Annotated in this window: 29 protein-coding genes and 1 riboswitch; of the genes, 14 read left to right on the forward strand and 15 right to left on the reverse strand. The window is 70.3% G+C overall.

The window, feature by feature from the left end:
• Positions 1 to 77: 77 nt before the first annotated feature.
• From BM028_RS01950 to gcvT, 8 genes are all read right to left on the reverse strand, one after another.
• Positions 78 to 533: a PH domain-containing protein gene (locus BM028_RS01950; protein WP_092384228.1), complete on the reverse strand. Its 456-nt coding sequence runs from the start codon at positions 531 to 533 to the stop codon at positions 78 to 80.
• A 98-nt stretch (positions 534 to 631) separates the two neighbouring features.
• Positions 632 to 2374 carry a dipeptide ABC transporter ATP-binding protein gene (locus tag BM028_RS01955; protein WP_070416715.1) on the reverse strand — a complete coding sequence of 581 codons (1743 nt, stop codon included), beginning with the start codon at positions 2372 to 2374 and terminating at the stop codon, positions 632 to 634.
• Positions 2371 to 3321 (reverse strand): ABC transporter permease, encoded by a 951-nt coding sequence (locus tag BM028_RS01960; protein WP_071302003.1) that lies wholly within the window; start codon positions 3319 to 3321, stop codon positions 2371 to 2373. The genes BM028_RS01955 and BM028_RS01960 overlap by 4 nt, the downstream gene beginning before the upstream one ends.
• Complete coding sequence (locus BM028_RS01965; RefSeq protein ID WP_071294538.1) at positions 3311 to 4240, reverse strand: ABC transporter permease; 930 nt, start codon at positions 4238 to 4240, stop codon at positions 3311 to 3313. Before BM028_RS01965 ends, BM028_RS01960 begins: the two co-directional genes overlap by 11 nt.
• Before the next feature lie 231 nt (positions 4241 to 4471).
• Positions 4472 to 6100, reverse strand: coding sequence for a peptide ABC transporter substrate-binding protein (locus BM028_RS01970; protein ID WP_092384230.1), 1629 nt, complete (start codon positions 6098 to 6100; stop codon positions 4472 to 4474).
• 314 nt (positions 6101 to 6414) lie between these two features.
• Complete coding sequence (gcvP, locus tag BM028_RS01975; RefSeq protein WP_092384232.1) at positions 6415 to 9339, reverse strand: aminomethyl-transferring glycine dehydrogenase; 2925 nt, start codon at positions 9337 to 9339, stop codon at positions 6415 to 6417.
• Positions 9336 to 9713, reverse strand: coding sequence for a glycine cleavage system protein GcvH (gene gcvH, locus BM028_RS01980; RefSeq protein ID WP_092384234.1), 378 nt, complete (start codon positions 9711 to 9713; stop codon positions 9336 to 9338). Before gcvH ends, gcvP begins: the two co-directional genes overlap by 4 nt.
• A gap of 4 nt (positions 9714 to 9717) precedes the next feature.
• Complete coding sequence (gcvT, locus tag BM028_RS01985; RefSeq protein WP_092384236.1) at positions 9718 to 10836, reverse strand: glycine cleavage system aminomethyltransferase GcvT; 1119 nt, start codon at positions 10834 to 10836, stop codon at positions 9718 to 9720.
• A 170-nt stretch (positions 10837 to 11006) separates the two neighbouring features.
• Positions 11007 to 11109: riboswitch (glycine riboswitch) on the reverse strand.
• 93 nt (positions 11110 to 11202) lie between these two features.
• On the opposite strand from gcvT, the gene BM028_RS01990 reads away from it, so the two are divergent.
• The 4 genes from BM028_RS01990 to BM028_RS02005 are packed head-to-tail and all read left to right on the forward strand — an operon-like array spanning position 11203 to position 13097.
• Entirely contained in the window at positions 11203 to 11577 is a 375-nt protein-coding gene (locus tag BM028_RS01990; protein ID WP_070416722.1) for a BlaI/MecI/CopY family transcriptional regulator, read from the forward strand.
• A gap of 10 nt (positions 11578 to 11587) precedes the next feature.
• A complete protein-coding gene (locus tag BM028_RS01995) occupies positions 11588 to 12328 on the forward strand; it encodes a M56 family metallopeptidase (RefSeq protein ID WP_070416723.1) in 741 nt (246 codons plus the stop codon).
• 35 nt (positions 12329 to 12363) lie between these two features.
• Complete coding sequence (locus tag BM028_RS02000; RefSeq protein WP_070416724.1) at positions 12364 to 12846, forward strand: FBP domain-containing protein; 483 nt, start codon at positions 12364 to 12366, stop codon at positions 12844 to 12846.
• Positions 12843 to 13097 carry a hypothetical protein gene (locus BM028_RS02005; protein ID WP_070416725.1) on the forward strand — a complete coding sequence of 85 codons (255 nt, stop codon included), beginning with the start codon at positions 12843 to 12845 and terminating at the stop codon, positions 13095 to 13097. Before BM028_RS02000 ends, BM028_RS02005 begins: the two co-directional genes overlap by 4 nt.
• Before the next feature lie 19 nt (positions 13098 to 13116).
• Here the strand turns inward: BM028_RS02005 and BM028_RS02010 are convergent, their stop codons facing one another.
• The gene (locus tag BM028_RS02010; protein ID WP_092384240.1) at positions 13117 to 14004 is read right to left on the reverse strand and encodes a LysR substrate-binding domain-containing protein; all 888 of its coding nucleotides are present in this window, start codon (positions 14002 to 14004) and stop codon (positions 13117 to 13119) included.
• A gap of 69 nt (positions 14005 to 14073) precedes the next feature.
• Here BM028_RS02010 and BM028_RS02015 point away from each other — a divergent pair, with 69 nt between their 5' ends.
• From BM028_RS02015 to BM028_RS02025, 3 genes are read left to right on the forward strand one after another with little or no spacing between them, the layout of a single operon-like run.
• Positions 14074 to 14571 (forward strand): GNAT family N-acetyltransferase, encoded by a 498-nt coding sequence (locus tag BM028_RS02015; protein WP_092384242.1) that lies wholly within the window; start codon positions 14074 to 14076, stop codon positions 14569 to 14571.
• Between the two features lie 43 nt (positions 14572 to 14614).
• Complete coding sequence (locus tag BM028_RS02020) at positions 14615 to 14815, forward strand: hypothetical protein (protein ID WP_071294532.1); 201 nt, start codon at positions 14615 to 14617, stop codon at positions 14813 to 14815.
• A gap of 58 nt (positions 14816 to 14873) precedes the next feature.
• Positions 14874 to 15659, forward strand: coding sequence for a class I SAM-dependent methyltransferase (locus BM028_RS02025; RefSeq protein ID WP_092384244.1), 786 nt, complete (start codon positions 14874 to 14876; stop codon positions 15657 to 15659).
• 84 nt (positions 15660 to 15743) lie between these two features.
• Here the strand turns inward: BM028_RS02025 and BM028_RS02030 are convergent, their stop codons facing one another.
• Complete coding sequence (locus BM028_RS02030; RefSeq protein ID WP_254789356.1) at positions 15744 to 16931, reverse strand: MalY/PatB family protein; 1188 nt, start codon at positions 16929 to 16931, stop codon at positions 15744 to 15746.
• A gap of 189 nt (positions 16932 to 17120) precedes the next feature.
• Positions 17121 to 18002, reverse strand: coding sequence for an AraC family transcriptional regulator (locus BM028_RS02035; protein WP_092384248.1), 882 nt, complete (start codon positions 18000 to 18002; stop codon positions 17121 to 17123).
• Positions 18003 to 18099: 97 nt separating this feature from the next.
• On the opposite strand from BM028_RS02035, the gene BM028_RS02040 reads away from it, so the two are divergent.
• From BM028_RS02040 to BM028_RS02050, 3 genes are all read left to right on the forward strand, one after another.
• Entirely contained in the window at positions 18100 to 18876 is a 777-nt protein-coding gene (locus tag BM028_RS02040) for an isocitrate lyase/PEP mutase family protein (RefSeq protein WP_092384250.1), read from the forward strand.
• Positions 18877 to 18959: 83 nt separating this feature from the next.
• Complete coding sequence (locus BM028_RS02045; RefSeq protein ID WP_092384252.1) at positions 18960 to 19586, forward strand: HD domain-containing protein; 627 nt, start codon at positions 18960 to 18962, stop codon at positions 19584 to 19586.
• Positions 19587 to 19818: 232 nt separating this feature from the next.
• Positions 19819 to 20106 carry a hypothetical protein gene (locus BM028_RS02050; protein WP_071294526.1) on the forward strand — a complete coding sequence of 96 codons (288 nt, stop codon included), beginning with the start codon at positions 19819 to 19821 and terminating at the stop codon, positions 20104 to 20106.
• A 62-nt stretch (positions 20107 to 20168) separates the two neighbouring features.
• On the opposite strand, the gene BM028_RS02055 is transcribed toward BM028_RS02050, so the two are convergent.
• Positions 20169 to 20585: a hypothetical protein gene (locus BM028_RS02055; RefSeq protein WP_092384254.1), complete on the reverse strand. Its 417-nt coding sequence runs from the start codon at positions 20583 to 20585 to the stop codon at positions 20169 to 20171.
• Between the two features lie 333 nt (positions 20586 to 20918).
• Between BM028_RS02055 and BM028_RS02060 the strand changes: the two genes are divergently transcribed.
• Positions 20919 to 21395 (forward strand): XRE family transcriptional regulator, encoded by a 477-nt coding sequence (locus BM028_RS02060; RefSeq protein WP_092384256.1) that lies wholly within the window; start codon positions 20919 to 20921, stop codon positions 21393 to 21395.
• A 10-nt stretch (positions 21396 to 21405) separates the two neighbouring features.
• Here the strand turns inward: BM028_RS02060 and BM028_RS02065 are convergent, their stop codons facing one another.
• Positions 21406 to 21870, reverse strand: coding sequence for a phage tail protein (locus BM028_RS02065; RefSeq protein ID WP_092384258.1), 465 nt, complete (start codon positions 21868 to 21870; stop codon positions 21406 to 21408).
• A gap of 83 nt (positions 21871 to 21953) precedes the next feature.
• Between BM028_RS02065 and BM028_RS02070 the strand changes: the two genes are divergently transcribed.
• A complete protein-coding gene (locus tag BM028_RS02070) occupies positions 21954 to 22472 on the forward strand; it encodes a hypothetical protein (protein ID WP_139219725.1) in 519 nt (172 codons plus the stop codon).
• Positions 22473 to 22592: 120 nt separating this feature from the next.
• Here BM028_RS02070 and BM028_RS02075 read toward each other — a convergent pair whose 3' ends face one another.
• Both BM028_RS02075 and ychF read right to left on the reverse strand, forming a co-directional pair.
• Positions 22593 to 22826 (reverse strand): hypothetical protein, encoded by a 234-nt coding sequence (locus BM028_RS02075; RefSeq protein ID WP_092384262.1) that lies wholly within the window; start codon positions 22824 to 22826, stop codon positions 22593 to 22595.
• A gap of 43 nt (positions 22827 to 22869) precedes the next feature.
• Complete coding sequence (gene ychF, locus BM028_RS02080) at positions 22870 to 23943, reverse strand: redox-regulated ATPase YchF (RefSeq protein ID WP_070416738.1); 1074 nt, start codon at positions 23941 to 23943, stop codon at positions 22870 to 22872.
• Between the two features lie 255 nt (positions 23944 to 24198).
• On the opposite strand from ychF, the gene BM028_RS02085 reads away from it, so the two are divergent.
• Together BM028_RS02085 and BM028_RS02090 are read left to right on the forward strand one after the other, a co-directional pair.
• On the forward strand, positions 24199 to 24834 hold the full coding sequence (locus BM028_RS02085; RefSeq protein WP_083295392.1) for an exonuclease domain-containing protein: 636 nt from the start codon (positions 24199 to 24201) through the stop codon (positions 24832 to 24834).
• Between the two features lie 73 nt (positions 24835 to 24907).
• Positions 24908 to 25666, forward strand: coding sequence for a GntR family transcriptional regulator (locus BM028_RS02090; RefSeq protein WP_070416740.1), 759 nt, complete (start codon positions 24908 to 24910; stop codon positions 25664 to 25666).
• The last annotated feature ends 6 nt before the right edge of the window (positions 25667 to 25672 follow it).

Raw genomic sequence — 25672 nt, forward strand, 5'->3', positions numbered from 1 at the left:
GACTGACGTTCCGTGTGACGGACGGGAGGCGCGGTGCCAGCTGGCACCGCGCCTCCCGTCCGTCCTGTCGGGACGTCTCAGACGACGATCGCGACGACGCAGAGGGCGAACACGGCGATGCCGGACGCGACGGCCGGCACGTCCCAGCCCCGGACGACGGGGGCGTCGGGCGTGCGCCCGTGCCGTTCCGACCAGCGGTCGCGGACCGCGACGAACTCGTCCGGCTGCCGCAGCACGCGGGGCTCCCCGCGTCGGGTCGGCTTCGGCCGCGGCAGCGACGGACCGCCCCAGCAGGTGAGCCGGCGGCCGTCGGCGAGGTCGAGCACGATCTGCCATCGCATCCGGACGTCCTCGACGGCGCCCCACGGGACCGTGGTGGACCGGAGCGGGTTCACCACCGTGATCGCGTGGTCGGTGATCCGTACGTGCGGGCGGAAGGTGAGCACCCAGAGCACCCAGACGAGCGCGGCGAGGGGACCGACGGCGTGCAGGACGACGTCCCAGCTCCCCCGCACCGCGGCGTCGCCGAGCATGAACAGCGCCAGGAACGCGACGAGGCCGGACGCGACCGCGCCTCCGCGGCCTGCGCGGAGGACGACGGTGCGTCCGGCCTCGTTCGTGTCCAGCGGGATCAGCGTCCGAACTCGAACCCGGCGCCGGGGATGGCGTCCAGCAGGTCCTTCGTGTACTGCTCGCGCGGGTTGGCGAAGACCTCGTCGGTGGTCGCCTTCTCGACGATCTGTCCCTTGCGCATGACGCAGACGTTGTCCGCCACGAGGCGGACGACGGCCAGGTCGTGCGTGATGAACAGGTAGGTCAGGCCCAGCTCGGACTGCAGCTCGGTGAGCAGGTCGAGGATCTGGCCCTGCACGAGCACGTCGAGCGCGGAGACCGCCTCGTCGAGCACGATGACCTCGGGTTTGAGCGCGAGGGCCCGCGCCACGGCGATGCGCTGCCGCTGCCCGCCCGAGAGCTCGTTCGGGTAGCGGTTGACCATCGACTTCGGCAGCGCGACCTGGTCGAGCAGCTCCAGCACGCGGGCCCGGCGGGACGCCTTGTCGCCCACCTTGTGCGTGTGCAGCGGCTCGGCGATCGTGTTCCCGACGTTGTACATCGGGTCCAGCGAGCCGTACGGGTCCTGGAAGACCGGCTGCACGCGGCGGCGGAAGTCGAAGAGGTCCTTGCCCTTCAGCGCGCCGATGTCGATGCCGTCGAACTGGACCGTGCCGCTCGTGATGGCCTCGAGCTGCAGGACGAGCTTCGCGACGGTCGACTTGCCCGAACCGGACTCGCCGACGAGCGCCGTGGTGGTGCCCTTCGGGATCGAGAACGAGACGTCGTCGACGGCCTTGAGCTCGCGGGAGGCGAGGTTCTTGCCGCGCAGCTTGTAGACCTTCTCGAGGTTCTTCACCACGATGAGGTCCTTCGCCGGTGCCTGCTCGCGCTCCTGGGCGCGGGCGAGGAGCTCGGCGTCGTCGCTGCCGACGTCCGCGATGTCGACGCGCTGGTGCTGCACCTTGGACTGGATGCGACGGCTCGCGAGCGAGGGTGCCGCGGCGACGAGGCGCTGCGTGTACGGGTGCCGCGGGTTCGCCAGGATCTCCTTCGAGGGCCCGGCCTCGACGACCTGGCCCTTGTACATCACGACGAGCTTCTCGGCGCGCTCGGCAGCGAGGCCGAGGTCGTGCGTGATGAACAGGACGGAGGTGCCGAAGTCGCGGGTGAGGGTCTCGAGGTGGTCGAGGATCACGCGCTGCACGGTGACGTCGAGCGCACTCGTCGGCTCGTCGGCGATGAGCAGCTTCGGGCGGCTCGACAGACCGATGCCGATGAGCACGCGCTGCCGCATGCCGCCGGAGAACTCGTGCGGGTACTGCTTCAGGCGGGTCGACGCGTCGCCGAGGCCGGCCTCCTGCAGGACCTCGACCGCACGGGCACGGATGGCGTGCTTGCCGGTCGCGATGCCGTTGGCCTTGATGGCCTCTTCGACCTGGAAGCCGATCGACCACAGCGGGTTGAGGTTCGACATCGGGTCCTGCGGGACGTAGCCGATCTCCTTCCCGCGGATCTCCGACATCTCCTTGTCGCTCAGGCCGACGAGCTCGCGCCCGTTGAACTTGATCGACCCGCCGGTGACCTGGCCGGTCCCGGGCAGGAGCTTGATGATCGCCTGGGCGCTCGTCGACTTGCCGGAGCCGGACTCGCCGACGATCGCGAGCCGCTCACCCTGCTCGAGGGTGAAGCTGGCACCGCGGACCGCCTGGACGAAGCCGTTCTGCGTCTTGAAGCCGACCTCGAGGTCGGTGATCTCGAGCAGGGGCGCACCGGAGCCGCCGGTACGGCTGGCGTTCGGCTGGGTCAGTGTCTCGCTCATCGGCGGGCCCTCGCCTTCGGGTCGAGTGCGTCGCGGACCACGTCACCGAGGAGGAGGAACGCGAGCACGGTGATGGACAGGGCGGCGGACGGCCAGAAGATGGTCGACGGCGCGGTGCGGATCGACGCCTGGGCGTTGCCGATGTCGACACCCCAGCTGAGCGCCGACTGCGGCAGTCCGATTCCGAGGAAGGACAGCGTGGCCTCGGCGACGATGAACGTGCCGAGGGACACCGTCGCGACGACGATGACCGGTGCGAGCGAGTTCGGGACGACGTGGCGGACCAGCGTGGTGAAGCGGCTGACACCGAGCGCGGCCGAGGCCGTCACGTAGTCGGACTGCTTCGCGCTGAGCACGGCGCCGCGCATGATGCGGGCGATCTGCGGCCACGCGAACACGGCCAGCACGAGTGACACCGTCAGGGCGTTCCGCGCGGGGATCACGGACATGATCACGATCGCGCCGAGGACCGTCGGGATCGAGAAGAAGATGTCACCGATGCGGGACACGATCGTGTCGAGCCACCCGCCGAAGAAGCCGGCGAGGGCACCGATCACGATGCCGACGATCGACACGAGGACGGTCGCGACGACACCGACGATGAGCGAGTTGCGCGTGCCCCAGATGGTGCGGGCGTAGACGTCGTTGCCCTGGCGGTTGAAGCCCAGGATGTGGCCGGCCTCGGGTCCCTCGTTGCTCTTCGCCAGGTCCGCCGCACGCGGGTCGACGTGGGCGAAGAGCCCCGGGAAGAGCGCCACGAGGACGATCAGCAGGATGAGGACCGACGACACCCAGAACATCGGACGGGTCCGCATCGAGTCCCAGGCGTCGCTCCAGGTCGAACGGGTCTTCTCGTCCTCGTTGACCTGGTCGACCGCCTGGAGCGGGGTCTCCTCGATCGGGGCGACGTAGTGCGTCGCCGAGCGGGGTGCGGCGTTACTTGGCATAGCGGATCCTCGGGTCCAGGACGGCGTAGAGCAGGTCGACCAGGAGGTTGGCGAGCATGAAGATGATGACCATCACGGCGACGAACGACACGACGGTCGGACCCTCGCCGAGCTTGACGGCCTGGAACACCGTGCCACCCACACCGTGGATGTTGAAGATGCCCTCGGTGACGACCGCGCCGACCATCAGGTTGCCGATGTCGACACCCAGGTAGGTCACCACGGGGATGAGCGAGTTGCGGAAGATGTGCACACCCACCACGCGACGGCGCGGGAGCCCCTTGGCGGTCGCGGTGCGGACGAAGTCGGCCGACACGTTCTCGGCGACGCTCGCGCGGGTGAGGCGGACGATGTACGCGAACGACACCGACGCCAGCACGATCGCGGGCAGGACGAGCTCGGACCACGGCGCCTGACCCGACACCGTGACCCGGAACAGGCCGAGGTTGATGCCGAGGACGTACTGCAGCAGGAAGCCGACCACGAACGTCGGGACCGAGATGAGCAGGAGGCTCACGACCAGGGCGGTCGCGTCGAAGAGCTTGCCCTTGCGGAGACCGGCGATGACACCGACGACGATGCCGGCGATCGACTCGAACAGCAGGGCGAGGATCGCGAGGCGAGCCGTGATCGGGAAGGCCTGCGCGAGCTGCGAGCTCACGGGCAGACCCGAGTAGGTCAGCCCGAGGTCACCGCGGAACACGCCGCCGATCCAGAGCAGGTACTGGATGATGAACGGCTTGTCGAGGTTGTACTGCTGGCGCAGCTGCTCGATGACCTGCGGCGACGGCTGACGGTCACCGAACAGGGCGGCGATCGGGTCACCCGGCAGGGAGAACACCATGAAGTAGATGAGGAACGTGGCCCCGAAGAACACGGGGATGAGTTGCAGGAGGCGCTTGCCGAGGTACCAGGCCATCAGATCCCTGCCTGGTTCGGGACGCGCATGTCGTTCAGGTTCATGTCGTGAGGGGTGGACGGTCCGCGGGTCGGCACGGGAGTCCGGTGCGGGCGGCGGCGCCCGCTGTGGTGGGGGAAGGTGTTGCCGCCGAGGTACGGGGGTTCGGGAGCCTGGTGGGCTCCCGAACCCCCGTCCGGTGGTCGCGGAGCAGGATACCCGTCCGCGATGTGTCTCACGAGGAGACTGAGGTTACTTCTTGACCTCGACGTCGTAGTACAGCGGCACCGAGTTCCAGCCGAACTTCACGTTCGACACGGTGTCCGCGTTCCACACGCCGGTGACGTTGGAGTACCACAGCGGGATCTCCGGGAGGTCCTTGAACAGGAGCTCCTGCGCCTGGTCGAAGAACTTGTTGCCCTCTTCGACGGTCGCGGCCGAACGGCCCTTCTGGAGGAGCTCGTTGTACTCGGCCGAGTCGTAGCGCGAGTAGTTGCTCGACGAGCCGTCACCCATGGTCGGGCCGAGGAAGTTGTACAGCGACGGGTAGTCCGCCTGCCAACCGGTACGGCTGCCGCCCGTGAGCTTGTCGTCCGTCTGGACCGCGAGGGCCTCGGCGAACGTCGGGTACGCCTTGCCCTCGGCCTTGATGCCGAGCGTGCTCGAGATCGAGTTCGTGACCGCGGTCACCCACGCCTCGTGTCCGCCGTCGGCGTTGTACGAGATGGTGAGGGTGTCGTTGTACTTCGAGATCTTGTCGGCCTCGGCCCACAGCTCCTTGGCCTTCGACTTGTCGTAGGTCAGGACGTCCGAACCGTCGAGGTCGTCGTTCCAGCCGGCGATCACCGGGGAGGTGAAGTCCTTGGCCGGGGTGCGGGTGCCGTCGAAGATCTTGTCGGTGATCTGCTTGCGGTTGATCGCCATCGAGATCGCCTCGCGGCGGAGCTTGCCCTCTTCACCCTTCCAGTGGTCGAGGTAGTAGGGCAGGTAGATCGCCTGGAAGATGGCGGCGGCCTGGTTGACGTTCGAGTCCGGGAAGTCGGACTTGTAGGTCGCGAAGGCGCTGTCCGGCACGGCGTCGAGGACGTCGAGGTTGCCGCCCTGCGCATCGGAGTACGCGGTGTCCTGCGAGGTGTAGAACGTGACCGTCAGGCCGCCGTTCTTCGGCTTGCGCTTGCCCTCGTAGTCCTTGTTGGTGACGAGCTTGATCGACTGGTTGTGCGTCCACGCACCCTTGCCGTCGAGCTTGTACGGGCCGTTGCCGATCGGGTTCTCACCGAAGGCCTTGGTGTCCTTGTAGAACTCCGAGGGCAGCGGCACGAACGCCGAGTAGCCGAGCGACAGCGGGAAGTCCGACTGCGCCGACTTGAGCGTCACGGTGAACTCGTCGTCGCTGACGACCTTGAGGCCGGTGAGCTCGGAGTCCTTCGTGGCGTCGTAGCCCTCGATGTTCTCGAAGAAGTAGCTCGCGCCCTGCTTGTTCGAGAACTGGGCGGCCCAGTTCCACGCCTTCGTGAACGACTCGGCCGTGACCTTCTCGCCGTTGGTGAAGGTGTAGTCGGTGTTGAGCATGATGTCGAACGTCTTCGAGTCATCGGTGTCGATGCTCTTCGCGACCTCGTTCACCGGCTTGCCCTTGGCGTCGTAGGACACTAGGCCTTCGAAGATCGAGTCGATGATCTTGCCGCCGCCGACCTCGGTGGTGTTCGAGGGGATGAGCGGGTTCTGGGGCTCGTTGCCGTTGGTGGTGACGATGCCGGACGCGTTCGTCGAGCCCGCCTTGTCACCTCCACTGCTGCTGTTGCTGGAGCAGCCGGCCAGGGCGATTGCTGTGGCCCCGAGCACGGCGAGGGCTGCGAGCCCAGCGCGCTTCTTGATCAAGATTCCTCCTGGTGCATGGGACGCGGCGGGCGCACGGGTGCCTGCTCGCCACGTTTGACCTTTGCACTGTAGGCAGTGTGGGGAGTGCTCACCAAGCCCAGGGGAGATCGGTTACAAATCGGAAACCAAGTTGCACGATCCTTGCGAGAGGATGCAAGATTCGGGCGGATCACGGACGCCGGGGCGAGATTGTTGCAACCGCATCGAGATGCTTGCGTCCGTGCACAACTCTGTGCAAGCCGATTGCCTGGCTGCGCACAGCAGTGTGCCCCGCCCGGGACACCGGACGGGGCACACGTTACGCGAGCTCGGGATCAGGCGAACGCCTCGACCGGCGGGCAGGCGCACACGAGGTTCCGGTCGCCGTACGCCTGGTCGATCCGGCGCACCGGCGGCCAGTACTTCCGGGCGCTGATGCCCGGCAGCGGATAGACCGCCTGCTCGCGGGTGTAGGCGTGCGTCCACTCCCCCGAGATCACCGACGACGCGGTGTGCGGGGCGTGCACGAGCGGGTTGTCGTCCGCCGGCCACTCCCCGCGCTCGACCGCCGAGGCCTCGGCACGGATGGCGAGCATCGCGTCGACGAAGCGGTCGAGCTCGGCGAGGTCCTCGCTCTCGGTCGGCTCGACCATGAGCGTGCCCGCGACCGGGAACGACATCGTCGGGGCGTGGAAGCCGTAGTCGACCAGGCGCTTCGCGACGTCGTCCACCGTGATGCCCGTCGTGTCCCGGAGCGGGCGGAGGTCGAGGATGCACTCGTGCGCGACGAGACCCGACTCCCCCGTGTAGAGCACCGGGAACGCGTCGCGCAGGCGTGCGGCGATGTAGTTCGCCCCGAGCACCGCGGCCTCGGTCGCACGGGTGAGCCCCTCGAGCCCCATCATCCGGACGTACGTCCACGTGATCGGCAGGATGCTCGGGCTGCCGTACGGCGCTGCACTGACCGGGCCACCGGCGTGCGCGTCGCGGTCGGAACCCTCGGCGCGCACGGAGCCGGTGCGACGGTCGGCGTCCTGCGCGAACGGGTGGCCCGGCAGGAACGGTGCGAGGTGCGACTTCGCCGCGACCGGACCGACCCCGGGCCCGCCGCCACCGTGCGGGATGCAGAACGTCTTGTGCAGGTTGAGGTGCGAGACGTCCCCGCCGAAGTCGCCGAACCGAGCGTGGCCGAGCAGCGCGTTGAGGTTCGCGCCGTCGACGTAGACCTGGCCACCGGCGTCGTGCACGGCGGCGCAGATCTCGCGGATGTCGTGCTCGTAGACGCCGTGCGTGGACGGGTACGTGATCATGAGCGCGGCGAGCTGGTCGCCGTGCTGCTCGGTCTTCGCACGGAGGTCGTCGAGGTCGACGTTGCCGTTCTCGTCGCAGGCGACCACGACGACCTGCATGCCGGCGAGGACGGCCGACGCGGCGTTCGTGCCATGCGCGCTCGACGGGATGAGGCAGACCGTGCGGGACTCGTCGCCGCGGGACCGGTGGTACCCGCGGATCGCCAGGAGTCCGGCGAGTTCGCCCTGACTGCCCGCGTTCGGCTGCAGGGAGACCGTGTCGTACCCGGTGACCTCGGCCAGCCAGGACTCGAGGTCGCCGATCATGTCGAGGTAGCCCTCGACGTCGTCGCGCGGCGCGAACGGGTGGATGTTCGCGAACTCCGGCCACGTCACGGCAGCCATCTCGGTCGCCGCGTTGAGCTTCATCGTGCAGCTGCCGAGCGGGATCATGCCGCGGTCGAGCGCGTAGTCCTTGTCGGCGAGGTGCTTGAGGTAGCGCATCATGCGGGTCTCGCTGCGGTGGGCGCTGAAGACCGGGTGCGTCAGGTACTCGCTGCTCCGCAGCAGATCGGACGGGAGGCGCGTGGCCGCGTCCCGCACGGCGGTCTCCGTCGCCGGGACGGTCGCGTCGACCGCGCCGAACACGACGGCGAGGGCCGTCACGTCCTCGGGCATCGTCGTCTCGTCGACGGACAGCTGGAAGGTGTCGGCGTCGACGAGGTGCAGCAGGCGGTCCGCGTCACGGGCCGCGGCGACGAGTGCCTCGGCGCGTCCGGGCGCGCGGAGGGTGAGCGTGTCGAAGAACGCGTCGTGCACGACCTCGAGCCCGGCGTCACGGGCGGCCCCGGCGAGCGCCGACGTCGTCCGGGCGACGCGGCCCGCGATGAAGCGGAGCCCCTCGGGTCCGTGGTACACCGCGTACATCGAGGCCATCACGGCGAGCAGGACCTGCGCGGTGCAGATGTTGCTCGTCGCCTTCTCGCGGCGGATGTGCTGCTCGCGGGTCTGCAGGCTGAGGCGGTAGGCCATCTGCCCGTCGGCGTCGAAGGACACCCCGACGAGGCGGCCGGGCAGCTGGCGCTCGAGGCCGGCACGGACGGCGAGGTACCCGGCGTGCGGGCCACCGAAGCCGAGCGGGACGCCGAAGCGCTGGCTCGTGCCCACGGCGACGTCGGCGCCGAGGTCGCCGGGGCTGGCGAGGAGCGTCATCGCGAGGAGGTCCGCCGCGACGACCGCGATGCCCCCACCGGCGTGCACGCGCTCGATGACCGACGACGGGTCGACGATCCGACCGGAGGCGCCGGGGTACTGCACGATGACGCCGAAGGCACCGTCGAGCTGCTCGTCGGTCGGTCCGGCCACGGCGTCGAACCCGCGCAGGGCGATGCCGACGGCCTCGGCCCGGTGGTCGAGCAGCGCACGGGTCTGCGGCAGCAGGTCGGCGTCGACGAGGAACGCGTCGCCCTTGACCTTGGACGCCCGGCGGGCGAGGAGCATGCCCTCGACCACGGCCGTGCCCTCGTCGAGCATCGAGGCGCCGGCGGTGGCCATGCCCGTCAGGTCCGAGACCATGGTCTGGAAGTTGATGAGCGCCTCGAGCCGGCCCTGCGAGATCTCCGGCTGGTACGGCGTGTAGGCCGTGTACCAGCTGGGGTTCTCGAGCACGTTCCGCTGGATCACCGCGGGGGTGTGGGTGCCGTGGTACCCGAGCCCGATCATGGCGCGACGGACGGTGTTGCGGGCGGCCTTGGCGCGCAGTTCGGCGAGCGCCTCGGTCTCGCCGATCGCTGCGGGGATGCCCGAGTGGACGGTCGGCGCCGCGTGGATCGCCTCGGGGATCGCGGCTCGGACGAGGGCGTCGAGGGACGGCTGGCCGACGGCGTCGAGCATCGTCCGCTGGTCGGCCGGTGTGGTGCCGATGTGGCGGTCGGCGAAGGACGTCTGGAGGTTCTGGAGGTCGCCGGTCATGCGATGGACGCCCGGTACGCGTCGTGGTCCATGAGGTCCTCGGGGAAGGAGGTGCCGTCCACCTTGATCTTGACGAGCCAGCCGGCGCCGAACGGGTCCTGGTTGACGGTGTCGGGGGCGCCGACGACGGCGTCGTTGATCGCCACGACCTCGCCCTCGATCGGGGCGAAGAGCTCGCCGACGCTCTTGGTCGACTCGATCTCGCCGATCTGCTCGCCCGCGGTGGTGGCGGTGCCGACGGCGGGGAGCTCGACGTAGACGACGTCACCGAGCTGTTCGGCGGCGTGGTCGGTGATGCCGACGGTGACGGTGTCGCCCTCGACGAGCAGCCACTCGTGGTCGGCCGTGTACTGGAGTGCGGTCTGGTCGGTCATTGCATCAGCCTTTCGAGGCGCGGCGGTAGAAGGGGAACGCGGTGACGGTGCTGGGGATGGCCGTTCCGCGGACGTCGATGTGGAGGAGCTGTCCCTCGGTGGCGAGCGCCGGGTCGACGAACGCCATCGCGACGGGGTGGCCGAGGGTCGGCGAGAGCGCACCGGAGGTGACGGTGCCGACGACGACGCCGTCCTGCACGACGTCGTACCCGGCACGCGGGGCCCGGCGGCCCTCGGTGACCAGGCCGACGAGCACGCGGGCGTCGTCCGACGGGGTGACGCCGGTGGCGCCGACGAAGTCGCCGTCCTTGGCCACGACCCGGCCGAGGCCGGCCTGGGCGGGACGGACGTCGGTGCCGAGCTCGTGCCCGTAGAGCGGCATGCCCGCCTCGAGCCGGAGGGTGTCGCGGGCGGCGAGGCCGGCGGGCACGACCCCGCGGTCGGCGCCGGCCTCGAGCAGGGCGTCCCAGAGCGCTCCGGCGACGGACGGGTCGCTGTAGACCTCGAAGCCGTCCTCGCCGGTGTAGCCGGTGCGCGCGACGAGGACCTCGGCGCCGTCGAACACCGCGTGCAGCGCCCGGTAGTACCCGAGCTCGTCGAGGGGGCTCTCCGGCTGGAGCCGGTCGGCGACGACGAGCGCGTCGAGCGTCCCGGCAGCGGCCGGGCCCTGGATCGCGACCAGTGCGGTGGTGTCCGAGTCGTCCGACACCTCGACGTCGAAGCCGTCGGCCCGTGCCGTCAGGGCGTCCACCGCGACCTGCCGGTTCGACGCGTTCGCGACGACGAGGAAGACGTCCTCGTCGGTGCGGTAGACGACGAGGTCGTCGAGGATGCCGCCGTCGTCGGCGAGGAGGAGTGAGTACTTCGCCCGTCCGACCGGCATCGCCCCGAACGATCCGGCGAGCGCGTGGTCGAGGAAGGCCACGGCCTGCGGACCGGTGACGCCGACCTCGGCCATGTGCGAGAGGTCGAAGACACCGGCGGCCTGACGCACGGCGTGGTGCTCGGCGAGGTCGGACGAGTACCGGACGGGCATCCGGTACCCGGCGAAGTCGGTGAAGGTGGCGCCGGCGGCTTCGTGGGCGGGCTCCAGCGGCGACGAGCGCAGTGGGGACGTTGGCATGGGCGGAGTTCTCCTGGCATCGGCAGGACCCGACGACCGTCGTCGGGCGGAACTCCCCCTCTGTCATGGGCCTGAGAGTTTCACCGCGGCCCGTGAGGTCCGGCGGCTTTCACCGTGGGCGAGCCACGGACCGACCCGGTGGGGGCATCGTGGCTGCTTTTCAGAGTGGCCTGTCCGCTGCGGTGTGGGACCTGAGAGATTGTCGGGGGGATTGCTCCTTCGGTGCCGTGCAGGGTGCCCAGGGCACCGCACGACGTCTCCCGCGGCGGATGAACGGCCGGTCTTCAGTTGTCGGGCCGATCATACCGACCCCGCGTTTCGGGCATGTGACGGACCCGGTGGTTCGACATCTCGTAGAATGCGGGGATGGCAGGTCAGCGATCACGCCCCCGCGGGCAGCTCGAGCAGGCGGTGCTCGACGCGCTCTGGTCGGCGGACGGCGGGCTCAGCGCGCGCCAGGTGCTCGACGCCTTCCCGGAACCCCGGCCCGCACTGACGACCGTGCTCACCGTGCTCGACCGCCTCGGTCGCAAGGGTCGGGTGGAGCGGCAGCAGCACGACGACGCACCGCTCACCTTCCGTGCGACGAACAGCAGGGAGGAGCAGACGGCCTCCCTCATGTCGAACGCCCTCGCTGCCGCGACCGACCGCGAAGCCGCCCTGCTGCAGTTCACCGGCTCGCTCGCCTCCGACGACCTCGACGTCATCCGCCGCGCCCTCGACGCCCGAGCCCGTTCCTGACGGATCCGCCGTGGTCGTCACCGGAGTCGTCCTCATCGCGCTCGCCCTGGCGGTCGTGGTGCTCGCGCCCCGGGTCCTGACCCGCTCCGCGTGGACGATCGACCGGCCGCGAACCGCGCTGGTGTGCTGGTCGGTGGCGGTGCTGCTCGGCGTGGTCGGCTTCGTCGCGGGCATCACGTTGCTCGTCGTGGCGAACCGCCCGATCACCGACCCGATGGGCTTCGGCGGCTCCCCCACGCACGGCCTCAACGTCGGGGTCGCCCTGCTCGCCGTGCTCGCGTTCGTGATCGCGGTCCGGGTCCGGCCCGGCCCCGAGCACGAGGCCGTTCGCGAGGCGATGCGCTCCGGCGCGGCACCGCACCGCGAGATCGACGGCACGCCGGTGTCCGTCCTCGAGGCGGACCACGCACTCGCCTGCGCCGTCCCCGGCAGGTCCGGCGGCGTGCTCGTGAGCACCGGGCTCGCGGACCGTCTGCGCACCGACGAACTGGAGGCCGTGGTCGCCCACGAACGCGCGCACCTGACCCAGCGCCACGCGGTCGCGGTCGGGATCGCCGAGTCGATCGAGCGTGCGGTCCCGTGGATCCCCGGTGCGCGCGCCATGGCGCGCTCGACGCGCGTCCTCGTGGAGTTCGCCGCCGACGACGCGGCCGCACGACGTGTCGGACGCGACGCGCTGCGGCGAGCCGTCCTGGTGGCGGACGGGACGAGCGCGCTCGGGGCGATCCGCGCCTCCCGTCTGGGGTCCTGACGCGTGTCGGCGGTGGGGCATATGGTGATTGCACCGTGAAGCCACTGACCGAAGCAGACATCCGTTCGTCGTTCGTCAACGCCACCCCGGACGAACTCGCCCAGCTGCCCATCCCCGGCCTGCACGAGACGCTGTGGGACGAGCGCGAGTTCCTCGGGTGGCGCGACCCGCAGGCCGCCCGCCGCGGCTACATCGTGTCGTGGATCGACGACCGCCCGGTCGGGATCGTCGTGCGCTCCGCCGGTGGGTCCCTCCGCCCCGGGATCGCGGCGATGTGCTCGTTCTGCCACTCCCCGCAGCCGGCGACGCAGGTCCGCCTGTTCTCGGCCGCGCGTGCCGGAGAATCGGGGCGGAACGGCAACACCATCGGCTCCTACATCTGCGAGGACCTCGGGTGCCCGATGCTGATCCGCACCGCGCCGCCGCACCTCAACCCGCCGGCGACGATCGCGATGCGCGGCGAGGCGCTCCTGCAGCGGGTGCGGAACTTCACCGAGGACGTGGCGAAGACCGCGTGAGCCGGTTCAGCACCGCCCGGTGGGCCGTCGTCGAGGAACTCGGCGACGGCCGGTGGCGCCTGACCCTTCACGACGAGGCGGACGACGAGCTCGGCGCGTTCGGACTCGGCGTCGAGGGGCCGTGGGACCCGGACGTCGAACCGCACGTGGGCTTCGTGCTCGCGCAGCTCGGTCTGACGCTCCGCGGCACCCGACCCTGGCGGGTGGACGAGCTCGGGGACCAGCGGGCACCGGTGCTGCCGCTGGCGTGAGGGGCCCGGCGCTGCGGACTCACTCCGTCGCGGCGATGAAGTTCCGCAGGATCTCGCGGTCGTCGTCGGCGCGGGCGGCCCAGACGAGCTCGCTCCGGTGGTCGTCCGCCTCGAGCGGCAGCAGCACGACGGTGTCCGGAGCGGCGAGCGTGGCGCTCTCCGGCGCCACCGTCACCCCGAGGCCGGCGCCGACCAGGTGCAGCACCGTGGCCCAGGTGGTGGCCTCCTGCACGATGACGGGTCGCCGGGGACCGGACACCACCGGGGCGAGGTTGCGTTCGGTCGCGACCGATCCGGCCTCCGCCGGGAAGAACACGAACGGGTCGTCGAGCAGCTCCGGTCCCCGGATCGATGCCCGCGCCGCGAGCCGGTGCCCACGCGGGACCGCTGCCACGAACCGCTCGCTGCGGAACGGCAGGAAGCGCACGGCCGGGTCGGGATCGGGATCGCGCACGATCGCCAGGTCGAGCTCCCCACGGACGATCCGCGCCAGCAGGGTCGACGAGTAGCCCTCGGTGAGTTCCACGCGGACGAGCGGGAAGCGCTCCCGGAACACCTGCACGCGTTCGATCGGACCGAGCGGCAGCGCGGAGACGACGAACCCGACGTCGAGCCGACCCGCTTCGCCCCGGCCCACCCGCACGGTCTCGTCGAGGTCCCGGCGCGCCTGCTGCAGGAGCGATCGTGCCCGGCCCTGCAGCACCCGTCCGGCCGGGGTGAGCGCGACGCTGCGGCTCGTCCGCACGAAGAGGTCGACGCCGAGCGCCCGTTCCGTCCGCCGGATCTGCTGCGACAGTGCCGGCTGCGCGATCCGGAGCGCCTCGGCAGCACGTCCGAAGTGCAGTTCGTCGGCCACGGCGAGGAACGCCCGGAGCTGCCGGAGGTCGACGTCGGGCTCACGATCCATGCACACAGCGTATCGATCCGCGCGAACGAGTATTGGACGGGACTCGGCACGGCGTCCGATGATGGGTGCATGCCCGATGCGACCACCACCGACGCCGTGCTCATCACCGACATCGCCTCCGCTGCCGACGCCGAGGCGTTCCGCGTCCTGAACGAGGCGTGGATCAGCCGGTTCTTCACGCTCGAGGACAAGGACCGCAAGCTCCTCGGCGACCCGCTCGGCCAGATCGTCGAGCCCGGCGGCGCCGCCTTCGTCGCACGGCTCGGATCGGACGGGCCGGTCATCGGCTGCGTCGGCATCGCGCCCGTCGGGCCCGGGGTGTTCGAGCTGGTCAAGATGGCCGTCTCGCCCGAGCACCAGGGGCACGGCACCGGCCGGAAGCTCATCGCCGCGGCGCTCGAACGTGCCCGGGCGATCGGTGCGCACCGGGTGGTGCTGGAGAGCAACGCGCAGCTGGCCAGCGCCGTGCACCTGTACGAGGCGTTCGGGTTCCGGCACCTCGGCCACGACGAGGTCGCGCCCAGCCCCTACGCCCGCGCGGACGTCCACATGACACTCGACCTCTGAGCGGAGCCGCCAGGGAGCGGTACCAACCCGGTACGCTCGCGGCATGGCGACACACGAGGTGCAGGCCGTCCGCGAACGCGGCGCGTGGCAGGTGTTCATCGACGGGTTCCTGGTGACCGAGGTCACCCGGTGGCCCTCCGTCGGGTTCGTCGCCCGCGAGTGGATCGGGCTCACCGAAGAGGTGCCCGCGCGCGAGGTCGACCTGACGATCCGCGTCGTCGGACGCAACCAGTACGTGGCCTGACGCTCCCCGTCAGCGAGCAGCTGCGACGAGCTGGCGCCCTCGCCGGGGAGACGCCACCATGGACCGCGTGAGCACCACGACCTTCGACGACCTGATCGCGATCGGCGAAGCCGCCGACGTCACCGGCTGGGACTTCTCGTGGCTCGACGGCCGCGCCACCGAGGAGCGCCCGCCGTGGGGCTACGCGAAGCTGCTCGGCGAGCGACTCGGCCGCCTCGCCGAGGTCCCCGGTTCCGCCAGCCTCGACGTGCAGACCGGCGGTGGTGAGGTCCTCGCCGAGGCCACGGCGTTCCCGGCCACGGCGGTCGCGACGGAGTCCTGGGCGCCGAACGTCGCCGCCGCCACTCGGCTCCTGCACCCGCGCGGAGTGGTCATCGTCGCTGACCCGGACGAACCGCCGCTGCCCTTCGCCGACGGCGCCTTCGACCTCGTGACGAGCCGGCACCCCGCCGCGATCCACTGGGACGAGATCGCCCGGGTACTCGCCCCCGGAGGCACCTACTTCGCCCAGCACGTCGGCCCGGCGAGCGTGTTCGAGCTCATCGAGTTCCTCCTCGGCCCGAAGCCGATCGAGCGTCGGGGGCGACACCACGACGACGAGGCCGACGCCGCGCGAGCCGCCGGCCTCGAGGTCGTGGACCTCCGGACCGCTCGCACCCGCATCGAGATCCGCGACGTCGCGGCGGTGGTCTACCTGCTGCGGAAGGTGATCTGGTGGGTGCCGGACTTCAGCGTCGAGCGGTACCGCGACCGTCTGCGCGACCTGCACGAGCTGATCCAGCGGGACGGACCGTTCGTGGCGTCCTCAGCCCGGCACCTCATCGAGGCGCGCCGACCCGAGTAGCCGACCCGCGCCTCCAGGCCGACGGCAACAGCCGACAGCCGATAGCCGACAGCCAGCAGCTGACGGCCCGCACCAGCCCGCCGCTCACGCGACGTGCCAGACCAGCCCCTCCTGCGCACTCGACGGGTAGGCAGCCGCGATCCGCAGCACCGCCTCGCGCAGCGTGTCCGGCGAGCACGCCAGGTTGAGCCGCGCGAACCCGCGGCCCTGCGATCCGAACCCGAGGCCGGAGTTCAACGCGACGTAGGCGTGCTCCCGGAGCGGCACGGCCGGGTCGTCCCCGAGCCCGATGCCGCGGAAGTCGAGCCACGCCAGGTAGCCGGCGCGGGGCCGGGTGTACACGACGCCGGGCAGGTGCTCCGCGAGGAGGGAGCCGAGCAGCCGTTCGTTCGCGACGATCCGAGCGACCACGTCGTCGAGCCAGTCCGTCGCCAGGCTGAACGCCGCGAGGTTCGCGTGCAACCCGAGGATGCTCGTGCGGCAGGCGACCTCTTCCCAGAGCGTGTCGAGGAGCGCTGCCGTCCGTGCGTCCCCGGCGACGATGATCGAGCACTTCACCCCGGCGAGGTTCCAGCCCTTGCTCGCGCTCGTGACGCAGATGCTCCGCGCCCCGGCGGGCTCGGCGACCGCGGCGAACGGGGTGAAGCGGACGCCGGGGTGCGTCAGCGGTGCGTGGATCTCGTCGCTGATGACGAGGACGTCGTACCGTGCGGCCAGTTCGGCGAGCGCCACGAGGTCGTCGTGGTCGTGCACGAGGCCGACGGGGTTGTGCGGGTTGCAGAGCAGGAAGACGCGGACGCCGTCGGCGAAGGCGCGCTCGAGCCCCTCGAGGTCGAGCCGGTAGACGCCCCACTGCTCGAGCAGCGGGACCTCCACGACCTGACATCGGGCCTCTTCGACGAGCTCGAAGAACGGCGGGTACACCGGCGGCGTGATCGCGACCCGGCCGCCGTCCGGCAGCGCGAGGCGGAGCGACTCGACGATCCCGACGCTGACGTCCGTGGCGAGGGAGACCCGGGCGGGGTCGACGTCCCAGTCCCAGCGGTCCTTCGCGAACGCGGCGAACGCCGGTGCGAGCGGCCCGGGCCCGTCGAGGTACCCGAGGTCGGACTGCTGCACCCGCTCGATGAGCGCCTGCCGGATCGCCGGCGCGACCTCGTGGTCCATCTCGGCGACGAACAGGGGCAGCACGTCGGGCGCGTACCGCGTCCACTTGATGCTCGTGCGGACCCCTCGCAGGGTGCCGACCGGGTCCTCCTCGTCGTGCGCCATGCGTCCCAGCATGCATCGGACTGGAGGCGCGGCGCGAGTCCGGCCGTCATCCTGCGTCGTGCGCGGGCCGGCCCGCGGCCGCGGGCCGGCCCGCGCGCCGGGGCCGCGCCGGGGCCGCGGATCGCATCGTGAGCAGAAAGAGTCGGGTTGCCTGCGCCGACCCGACCATTGCTGCTCAGCAGATGCGCGTCACGCCCCCGGCTCGGGCTCGACCGCGAGCCAGAGCTCGGCCTCCGCGGTACGACCGCCGGGTGCGAGCCGGACACGAGCGATCTCCGGCGCCGCCACGAGACGGTACGGGTTGGCGGGCAACCACTCCCCGAACGCCTGCGGCCACAGCGCCTGGATCGCTCCGGGCACCGGTCCCGAGCCGGAGAACACGACCCACGTCGCTGCCGGCACCTCGATGACTTCGAGGCCCGGTGCGCTCTCGACCGAGGTGGCGGCGACCACCGAGTAACGGAGGAGACTGCCGTCCGCGCGGCCCTCGGCGAACGCATCGGAGACGGACAGCACGCCCGAGGGCTCCTGGTCGGAGAGTCCGGCGATGCGCTCCCGGTCCTCGGGGGTGATGCTGCGTTCGAACGCCTGGATGGCGTCGTTCGGCCCCTCGTACACGAGCGGGACAAGGGTCGAGCGTCCGATGAGACGGAAGGCGGGTTTCTGGACGAGGCGGTACTGCACGGGAGTGCTCCCTTCGACGGTGAGACGGAAGGACAGCCGACCCTGCGACCGGAGGACGGCGCCGGGCTCGCGCGCCTCCTGCGGCCCGATGCCGTGCACGGCGCGGAACGCCCGCCCGAACGCATCGGCCGAGCCGTACCCGAAGCGTGCGGCGACGTCCGAGACGGTCGTCGTCCCCGAGGCGATGACGGCCGCGGCAAGCGTCATCCGCCGACGTCGGACGTACTCGGAGAGCGGCATCCCGGCGAGCGCGGAGAACACGCGCCGGAAGTGGTACTCGCTCGTCCCGGTGATGCGCGCGAGCTCGTCCACGTCGAGCACGGTGTCGTCCGGGCCGCCGTCGAGGTGCTCCTCGACCGCGGCGATCGCCTCGTTCCAACGCTCCATGTCGGTGTCCTTCCTGGTGGTGTCCTCGACGCTACGGTGACGTCGCGCGACGGACACGATGATCCCTGCCCGGGCTGGTCGGCCTACTGTCTGGGTCATGAGCACGAGCACCGCCGACAAGGCGACCACCCTCACGCAGCTGCACGAAGCACCGGAGATCCTCCGCGTCGTCAACGTCTGGGACGCGATCAGCGCGAAGGTCGTCAGCGACCTGCCGGAGACGAAGGCGATCGCCACCGCCGGGCACTCCATCGCCGCCTCGCACGGGTACGACGACGGCGGGATGCCGCTCGACCTGGCACTGTCGGGCGCCGCGACCGTCGCCGCCGCCACGGACCTGCCCGTCACGGCGGACCTCGACGACGGCTACGAGGACCCGGCCGAGACGATCCGCCGCGCGATCGCTGCGGGAATCGTGGGCGCGAACGTCGAGGACCGCCTCCGCCCGTTCGACGAGGCCGTCGCCCGGGTCGCCGCCATCACCGCCGCCGCCCAGGCCGAGGGCATCGACTTCCAGCTCAACGCCCGCACCGACGCCATCGCCCGCGGCGGGGACCGCCCGATCGAGGAGAGCATCGCCGACGCGATCGCCCGCGGCAAGGCGTTCCTCGACAACGGCGCCGCGCTGGTGTTCGTGCCGGGAGCCATCCAGCGTGACGTCGTGGAGCAGCTCGTCGCGGGCCTCGGTCGCGGCAAGCTGTCCGTGATCGGGCTGCCGGGCGCCCTGCCCGCCGCCGAGTACGAGGCCCTCGGGGTCGCCCGCATCTCGTACGGCCCGCTGACGCAGCGCGTCGCGCTCCGCGCGCTGCGCGACCTGGCGACCGACCTGTACGGCGGTGGCGTCGTGCCGGAGGACACCCCGACCCTGAACTGAACCAACAGGTGGCCTGGAGGCGCGGTGCCAGCTGGTGCCGCGCCTCCCGTCCGTCGGTCGGTCGCCTCCGATACCTTCTTGCCATGACCCTGGACGTCGACGCGCTGCTCGCACCGCCCTCCCCCGTGGCCGCGCGGGCGCTGGATGTCGTGCGTGCGTGGTCCTCGCCGGCGCTGGTGCACCACTGCCTGCGCTCGTGGGCGTGGGCGTCGCTCCTCGCACCGACCATCGAGCTCGAGCCGGACCGTGAGCTGCTGTTCGTCGCCACGATGCTGCACGACCTCGGCGTGACGCCGTCTTTCGACGCCCACGCCGTGCCGTTCGAGGAAGCCGGCGGTGCGGTCGGCAGCGTGTTCGCCCTCGGTGCCGGGTGGGACGCCGCCCGTGCCCGCCGGGTCGGTGAGGTGATCGAGCGCCACATGTGGACGTCGGTCGACCCCGCGCTCGACGTCGAGGGACACCTGCTCGAGGTCGCGACCTCGCTCGACGTCTCCGGGGCCGGGTTCGCCCGGTGGACGGCGTCAGACCTGCTCGCCGTCACCGCGGCAGTCCCCCGCCTCGACTTCTCCGAGGCGTTCGACGGGCTGATCCACGAGCAGGCCGGTCGCAAGCCGTCGTCCTCCGCCGCCAGACTCGACGGCTCGGGCAACGTCGCTGCCGGTGGGAGCCGTTGGACATCGTTCCTGGACAATCCGGGCATCGTCGAGTAGAGTATTCTTTTGGTGCACTGCAGCGAACCCATCTGACTCGCGCACACCGAACCGTCTCGAAGCCGACTCACCCGAGTCGCATTCCCACGAGACCACCGCTCGATCCGAACGGACGAGCTGCACGTCGAAGCTCGACGTGCGCGCCCCGCACTCGATGCGTCGCGCCGGACTCAGCCGTCCGCCGACACCGAGTCGCCCTGGGCGCCGAACGACCAGGAAGTACCGCAACACCATGACCAGCAACGAACGAATCACCATCACCGGCACCGCCCTCGCGGCGCCGACCGTCTCCCCCGACCGCATCGCCGAGTTCGGTGTGCGCGACGAGCGCTCGCAGCGCGAGTACCTCGTCCGCATCCCGGCCGACGACCTCGGTCTCTTCATCACCCGTGGCGCCCGCGTCGACATCGACGGCGAGGCCGGCTGGACCGTGCCCGGTCGCTCGTGGCGCGGCGAGGCGAGCCGCACGCTCGTGCAGGCGCAGTCCGTCCGCGTGGGCGAACTGGCACTCGCAGCCTGAGCCCAGCACGCCACACACGAAGGCCGCCGAGCACTGCTCGGCGGCCTTCGTCGTGTGTCGGGTCAGTCGGTCTTGTCCGCGGCCGCTGTGTCCGCCGCGGCCGTGTCCGCGGTCGCCGTATCCGCGGCCGCCGTGTCCGCGTCCGCCGTGTTCGCTTCGTCGGCGTCGGCGAAGCGGTGCCCGCCGTCGACGTCCACCGGCCGTTCGGTCCCCGCTCGCTCCGCAGCGTCCCGCAGCCGCCGGATGAACGCGTGGTCCTCGGGCTCGAGTTCGTCGTCGGGCGCCGCGCTCACGGTCAACTCGCTCGCGGGGCCGATCAGCACCGTCGTCCGGGTCACCGAGCCGTCGTCGGCCACCGCGGGGATCGCAACGGTGTCGGTCCTGCCGTTGGCACCGAGGATCGCCGCGTAGTCCGCGACCGCATCGGCGATCGCGTCCCCCGTGAGGATCTGGCTGCCGTCGTAGTGGATGTACTTCACGTTGCCTCCTAGCCTCTCGACGGTAGGTGGGCGTGATGCGCGTGGGCCGAGCAAGCGCGTTCTGTGGCCAAACCGACGCGAGCGCGGCGCTGACGCTCGTTCCGCTGCTCCGTCAGGAGTGTTCGCATCGCTCGCAGCCTGGAGGTGTCGCCGGACAGCCCAGTGCGCGCTCCGTGCAGGAGCGAAGGGAAGATCCTGGTCTTCATCGTGCAGGCCACGTCCTCTCGTCGAAGTCACCCGATACTCGCGCGAACGTCCTGACCGCCACGAACATTCGGAATGTACGGGCGGATCGACTGCCCACCCCCATGGTGGTGATCTGGAGGTGCCCCGATGCTCGTCGAACGCAGCGCCGCCCTCATCCGTGCCTCGCGGGAAGATGTCCGCATGTCCACATCGAGCCTAGGGTCGGCGGCCGGAGTGGATCCTTCGATGATCGAGGCGTTCGAAGCAGGCACCGAACAGCCGTCGGAAGCGGTTCTCACCCGGATCCTCCGAGCGGCACGCCTCCGCCCGAGCATCCCGCTCGCGCTCTTTGCCGACGAGATCATCGCCGTCGCCCGCGAGTTCCACCTCCGGGACGTTCGTGTGTTCGGGTCGACGGTACGCGGCCACGACACCGACGCGAGCGACATCGATCTGCTGGTTTCCACCACGCCGGCGACGTCCCTCTTCGATCTCGGAGGCTTCGCCGACGCCGTCGAATCGATGACCGGTTTCCCTGTCGACGTCCTCCTCGACGACCTCCTCGACGACCTCGAGGATGACGAACACTTCCGTCACGTGCTCGTCGAGGCCGTGCCCCTCTGAGCGGGACAGATCAGTACTCGCCCTTGACGACGAAGTACGAACCGCGGATCGTCCCCGCCAGCTTCGACTTCTGCCGCGCGAACTTGAACTTGTCCGCCAGCTCCTCCGGCACTTCCATGCCGTCCGAGAGCTTGAACCCGACCGCTCGCTTGCCGCCCGGCTCCAACGTGTAGAGGACGTTGACCGCGAGTCCGGACTCGTAGAAGACGTGGGTCCAGCGGATCCCGTCGACGAAGGCCTCGGTGGCTTCGAGCGGCTTCGAGGCGATGACCAGCCCCCGCTCGTCCTGGAGGACCTTCGTGACGTAGTCGACCAGGTCGGGCACGTCCTCGGCGGGGTGGGTGGTGAAGACGTGGTCGTACTTGTTCTTGAAGTACCTGGCCTCGTTCGCCCGGAGTCCGGCGAGGGCGTCGGCGACCGGCGAGGACTCCAACCCCACGGTGGACACGTGCTCGAAGTCGACGACGTACGACATGGGGCCTCCTCGGCGATGGACTCAGCGCAAATCTAGTCGGTTCGCAATTCGCGTTGCTGTCCGTACGCGCGGCGATGCGGACCGTGTGGCTGACGCTCGCGCTCACCGTGCCGATAGCGTCCGTGATGCAAGCTTCTTCGGTATGGCGTCGGATCGCCTCCAATCCGTTCCTTCGATGGGTGAACACGTTTCTCCTCGGTGCGCTCCTCATCCCCCTCACGATCGGTGCGGTCAACCAGCAGAATGCCAACGACGAAGCAAACCGAGCCCGCATGATCGAGACCTACGACGCGGTCATCACGACGTCGACGGCTTACATGGCCGTGCGGAGCTCACCAACATCAGATGGTCCACACCTCGAACAGGTCCAGGCGGACTTCGACGCCGCCTACTTCACTGCCCTGATGTATGCGAGCAGCAACTCGAGCGAGGAGAACGTCCGGGTCTTCGCCGCGCTGAACAAGCTCATGTCCGAAGTCCACGATGAACGCGATCTCGATCAGAAGCGGTTCTATACACGGCTCCTGAACCTCGTGATCGCGACCTGCTCGGTACACAACAGTCCGAGCAAATGCTCCGATCGGGCACTCTTGACCGAGTGACCAGCCCCATTGGACATGAGCGGCGCGGCCCGGACGACGCGGTCCGATGGCGCTTCTGCCCCTTGCACGTGCACCACGAATTGTGGAACGAAACTCCCCCACGCTTCGCCGTGCACGGCGTCAACTCCTGAGGACCTCGAGCAGTGCGGTCACGACCATGACGAGACCGAATACACCGAGCACAGCACCCAGCATGCGAATCCAAGCGGTTCCCCACCTCGCCTGCGGATTCCACGCGAGGCCAGCTTTCTCCGCTGCCAACGCCAGCTTGATGATCACCTGCGGGAAGACCACCACGAAAGCGCCCCACAGCAGCACCACGGCCCCGACGATCAGTTGGAATCCCGTCCCCATGCGAACGACGGTACTGGTCGTGACCGCAGCGGGGGCAACTCGCTCAGTTGTTGAAGCGGAACTCCACCACGTCGCCGTCCTGCATGACGTAGTCCTTGCCCTCGATCCGTGCCTTGCCGTGCGCACGGGCCTCGGCGATGGAGCCAGCAGCCATGAGGTCCTCGAACGAGATGACCTCGGCCTTGATGAAGCCCTTCTCGAAGTCGGTGTGGATCACGCCGGCAGCCTGGGGTGCCTTCCACCCCTTGCCGATCGTCCACGCGCGGGCTTCCTTCGGACCGGCCGTCAGGTAGGTCTGCAGCCCGAGCGTGTCGAAGCCGATGCGGGCGAGCTGGTCGAGGCCGGACTCGGTCTGCCCGGTCGATTCGAGGAGCTCCGCGGCGTCGGCCGGGTCGAGCTCGATCAGCTCGGACTCGACCTGGGCGTCGAGGAACACGGCCTGGGCGGGCGCGACGAGGGCGGCCAGTTCGGCCTTGCGGGACTCGTCGGTGAGGATCGCCTCGTCGACGTTGAAGACGAAGATGAACGGCTTCGCCGACAGGAGCCCGAGCTCGGCGATCGGAGCGAGGTCGATCGAGGTGGCGGACAGGAGCGTGCCCTGCTCGAGCGCTGCCTTGGCCTCACGAGCGGTCTCGAGCACGATCGGCTCGGCCTGCTTCAGCTTCACGGTCTTCTCGTACCGCGGCAGCGCCTTCTCGATGGTCTCGAGGTCGGCGAGGATCAGCTCGGTGTTGATGACCTCGAGGTCGTCCTTCGGCGACACCTTGTTCGCGACGTGCACGACGTCGTCGTCGGTGAAACCACGGACGACCTGCGCGATGGCGTCGGCCTCGCGGATGTTGGCGAGGAACTTGTTGCCGAGCCCCTCGCCTTCGCTCGCACCCTTGACGATGCCGGCGATGTCGACGAACGACACGGGGGCCGGCACGGTCTTCTCGGAGTTGAAGAGCGTTGCGAGCTGGTCCAGCCGCGGGTCGGGGAGGTTCACCACGCCGACGTTCGGCTCGATCGTCGCGAACGGGTAGTTCGCGGCGAGGACCTGGTTCTTGGTCAGGGCGTTGAACAGGGTCGACTTGCCGACGTTCGGGAGACCGACGATTCCGATGGTGAGTGCCACGGGAGGACAGCCTACCGGCGGCCGCCCGCCGGGGCCGACCCGCGCCTCCAGTCCGACAGTCCAAGGGCGGACGGCGGACGGAGGACGGCCGACAACCGACAACCGACAACCGACAACCGACGCCCCCCCCCCCCCCCCCCCCCCCCCCCCCCCCCCCCCCCCCCCCCCCCCCCCCCCCCCCCGGCCCGGCCCGGCCCGGCCGCAACGCCGAGGGGCTCTGCGGCGATGTCGGCGCCGCGTGCGACGATCGGGACCGTGCCGTTGAACTTCACCGCGATCGACTTCGAGACCGCGAACAGCTCGCCCGCCAGCGCCTGCTCGGTCGGACTCGTCAAGGTCCGCGCGGGCAGGGTCGTCGAGCGGGCGTCGTGGTTCATCCGACCGCCGCTTGGGCACGACGCCTTCCTCGAGTGGAACACCCGCATCCACGGCATCGTCGCGTCGGACGTCGTCGGGGCGAAGTCGTGGGAACAGCAGTACCCGGACATCGTGGCGTTCGCCGACGGGGACGTCCTCGTGGCGCACAACGCCCGCTTCGACATGGGCGTGATCGCCGGTGGGTGCTCGGCGACGGGGATCGACCTCGCGGAACACCACTCGCTGTGCTCGCTGCAGGTCGCCCGCAAGACCTACACGCTCGACTCCTACCGCCTGCCGATGGCGGCACGGGCCGCCGGTTACGAGGGCTTCCAGCACCACGACGCGGCCGCCGATGCCGAGGCGTGTGCGGCGATCGTCGTGCACGCGGCCGGGCACCACGGGACGGACACGGTCGAGGCGCTCGGCGCGGCCGTCCGGGTCGCCATCGCTCCGGTGCGGGCCCGAGCGGAGAAGCCGCGGACGGCTGCGCAGCCCCGGCTGTCGAACCGCCCGATGATCTTCGCCGACTGACAGCGGCGCGCTGGCCGGTCCGCCGCGGGCCCGGTGGTATTGTCACGACAATCCCTACTGCTGAAGGACCGCGATGACCAACGAAGGCCAGCTGCCGTCCGACCTGTTCATGGACCTGGACCGGTCGGGTCCGATGCCCCTGTACTTCCAGGTCGCCTCGCGCATCGAGGAGTCGATCCGCTCCGGCGCGATGCCCCCGGGTGCCCGCCTCGAGAACGAGATCGCCCTCGGTGAGCGGCTCGGGCTGTCCCGGCCGACGATCCGCCGGGCGATCCAGGACCTCGTCGACAAGGGCCTGCTCGTGCGCCGGCGCGGGATCGGCACCCAGGTCGTGCACGGCCCGGTGACCCGCAAGGTGGAGCTCACCAGCCTCTACGACGACCTCGCACAGGGGTCGCAGGCCCCGGCGACGAAGCTCCTCGAACGCAACGACGTGCCCGCCCCGGACGCCGTCGCCGAGGCGCTCGGCATCGCACCGGGCACCACGGTCGCCCACATCCGTCGCGTGCGCTTCGCCGAGGACGTCCCGATGGCGATCCTCGAGAACTACCTGCCGCCGGAGTTCCTCGAGATCACCGACGACGACCTGCAGACCCACGGCCTGTACCAGCTCCTGCGCGGCCGCGGCGTGACCATGCGGGTCGCGAAGCAGCGCATCGGCGCCCGAGCGGTCACCGACGAGGAGGCCGGCCTGCTCGAGATCGAGGACGGCGACCCGGTGCTCACGATGAGCCGCACCGCGTACGACGCCTCGGGCCGCGCGGTCGAGTACGGCGTGCACTGCTACCGCCCCGACCGCTACTCGTTCGAGGTCACGCTCGTCGACAAGTAGGCGGCC

It is taken from the genome of Curtobacterium sp. YR515, assembly GCF_900113095.1.
Classification (GTDB): Bacteria; Actinomycetota; Actinomycetes; order Actinomycetales; family Microbacteriaceae; genus Curtobacterium.

Excerpts from the sequence above, each read along its gene's own strand:
- BM028_RS02050 (WP_071294526.1), top strand. The coding sequence starts at position 19,819 with ATGACCAGCAACGAACGAATCACCATCACCGGCACCGCCCTCGCGGCG.
- BM028_RS02075 (WP_092384262.1), bottom strand. The coding sequence starts at position 22,826 with ATGGGGACGGGATTCCAACTGATCGTCGGGGCCGTGGTGCTGCTGTGG.
- BM028_RS01955 (WP_070416715.1), bottom strand. The coding sequence starts at position 2,374 with ATGAGCGAGACACTGACCCAGCCGAACGCCAGCCGTACCGGCGGCTCC.
- BM028_RS01965 (WP_071294538.1), bottom strand. The coding sequence starts at position 4,240 with ATGGCCTGGTACCTCGGCAAGCGCCTCCTGCAACTCATCCCCGTGTTC.
- BM028_RS02060 (WP_092384256.1), top strand. The coding sequence starts at position 20,919 with ATGCTCGTCGAACGCAGCGCCGCCCTCATCCGTGCCTCGCGGGAAGAT.
- BM028_RS01950 (WP_092384228.1), bottom strand. The coding sequence starts at position 533 with ATGCTCGGCGACGCCGCGGTGCGGGGGAGCTGGGACGTCGTCCTGCAC.
- BM028_RS02030 (WP_254789356.1), bottom strand. The coding sequence starts at position 16,931 with ATGGCGCACGACGAGGAGGACCCGGTCGGCACCCTGCGAGGGGTCCGC.
- BM028_RS02015 (WP_092384242.1), top strand. The coding sequence starts at position 14,074 with ATGCCCGATGCGACCACCACCGACGCCGTGCTCATCACCGACATCGCC.
- BM028_RS01960 (WP_071302003.1), bottom strand. The coding sequence starts at position 3,321 with ATGCCAAGTAACGCCGCACCCCGCTCGGCGACGCACTACGTCGCCCCG.
- BM028_RS02035 (WP_092384248.1), bottom strand. The coding sequence starts at position 18,002 with ATGGAGCGTTGGAACGAGGCGATCGCCGCGGTCGAGGAGCACCTCGAC.
- BM028_RS02065 (WP_092384258.1), bottom strand. The coding sequence starts at position 21,870 with ATGTCGTACGTCGTCGACTTCGAGCACGTGTCCACCGTGGGGTTGGAG.
- gcvH (WP_092384234.1), bottom strand. The coding sequence starts at position 9,713 with ATGACCGACCAGACCGCACTCCAGTACACGGCCGACCACGAGTGGCTG.
- BM028_RS02020 (WP_071294532.1), top strand. The coding sequence starts at position 14,615 with ATGGCGACACACGAGGTGCAGGCCGTCCGCGAACGCGGCGCGTGGCAG.
- gcvP (WP_092384232.1), bottom strand. The coding sequence starts at position 9,339 with ATGACCGGCGACCTCCAGAACCTCCAGACGTCCTTCGCCGACCGCCAC.
- BM028_RS02010 (WP_092384240.1), bottom strand. The coding sequence starts at position 14,004 with ATGGATCGTGAGCCCGACGTCGACCTCCGGCAGCTCCGGGCGTTCCTC.
- gcvT (WP_092384236.1), bottom strand. The coding sequence starts at position 10,836 with ATGCCAACGTCCCCACTGCGCTCGTCGCCGCTGGAGCCCGCCCACGAA.
- BM028_RS02025 (WP_092384244.1), top strand. The coding sequence starts at position 14,874 with ATGGACCGCGTGAGCACCACGACCTTCGACGACCTGATCGCGATCGGC.
- BM028_RS02090 (WP_070416740.1), top strand. The coding sequence starts at position 24,908 with ATGACCAACGAAGGCCAGCTGCCGTCCGACCTGTTCATGGACCTGGAC.
- BM028_RS02040 (WP_092384250.1), top strand. The coding sequence starts at position 18,100 with ATGAGCACGAGCACCGCCGACAAGGCGACCACCCTCACGCAGCTGCAC.
- BM028_RS02045 (WP_092384252.1), top strand. The coding sequence starts at position 18,960 with ATGACCCTGGACGTCGACGCGCTGCTCGCACCGCCCTCCCCCGTGGCC.
- BM028_RS01990 (WP_070416722.1), top strand. The coding sequence starts at position 11,203 with ATGGCAGGTCAGCGATCACGCCCCCGCGGGCAGCTCGAGCAGGCGGTG.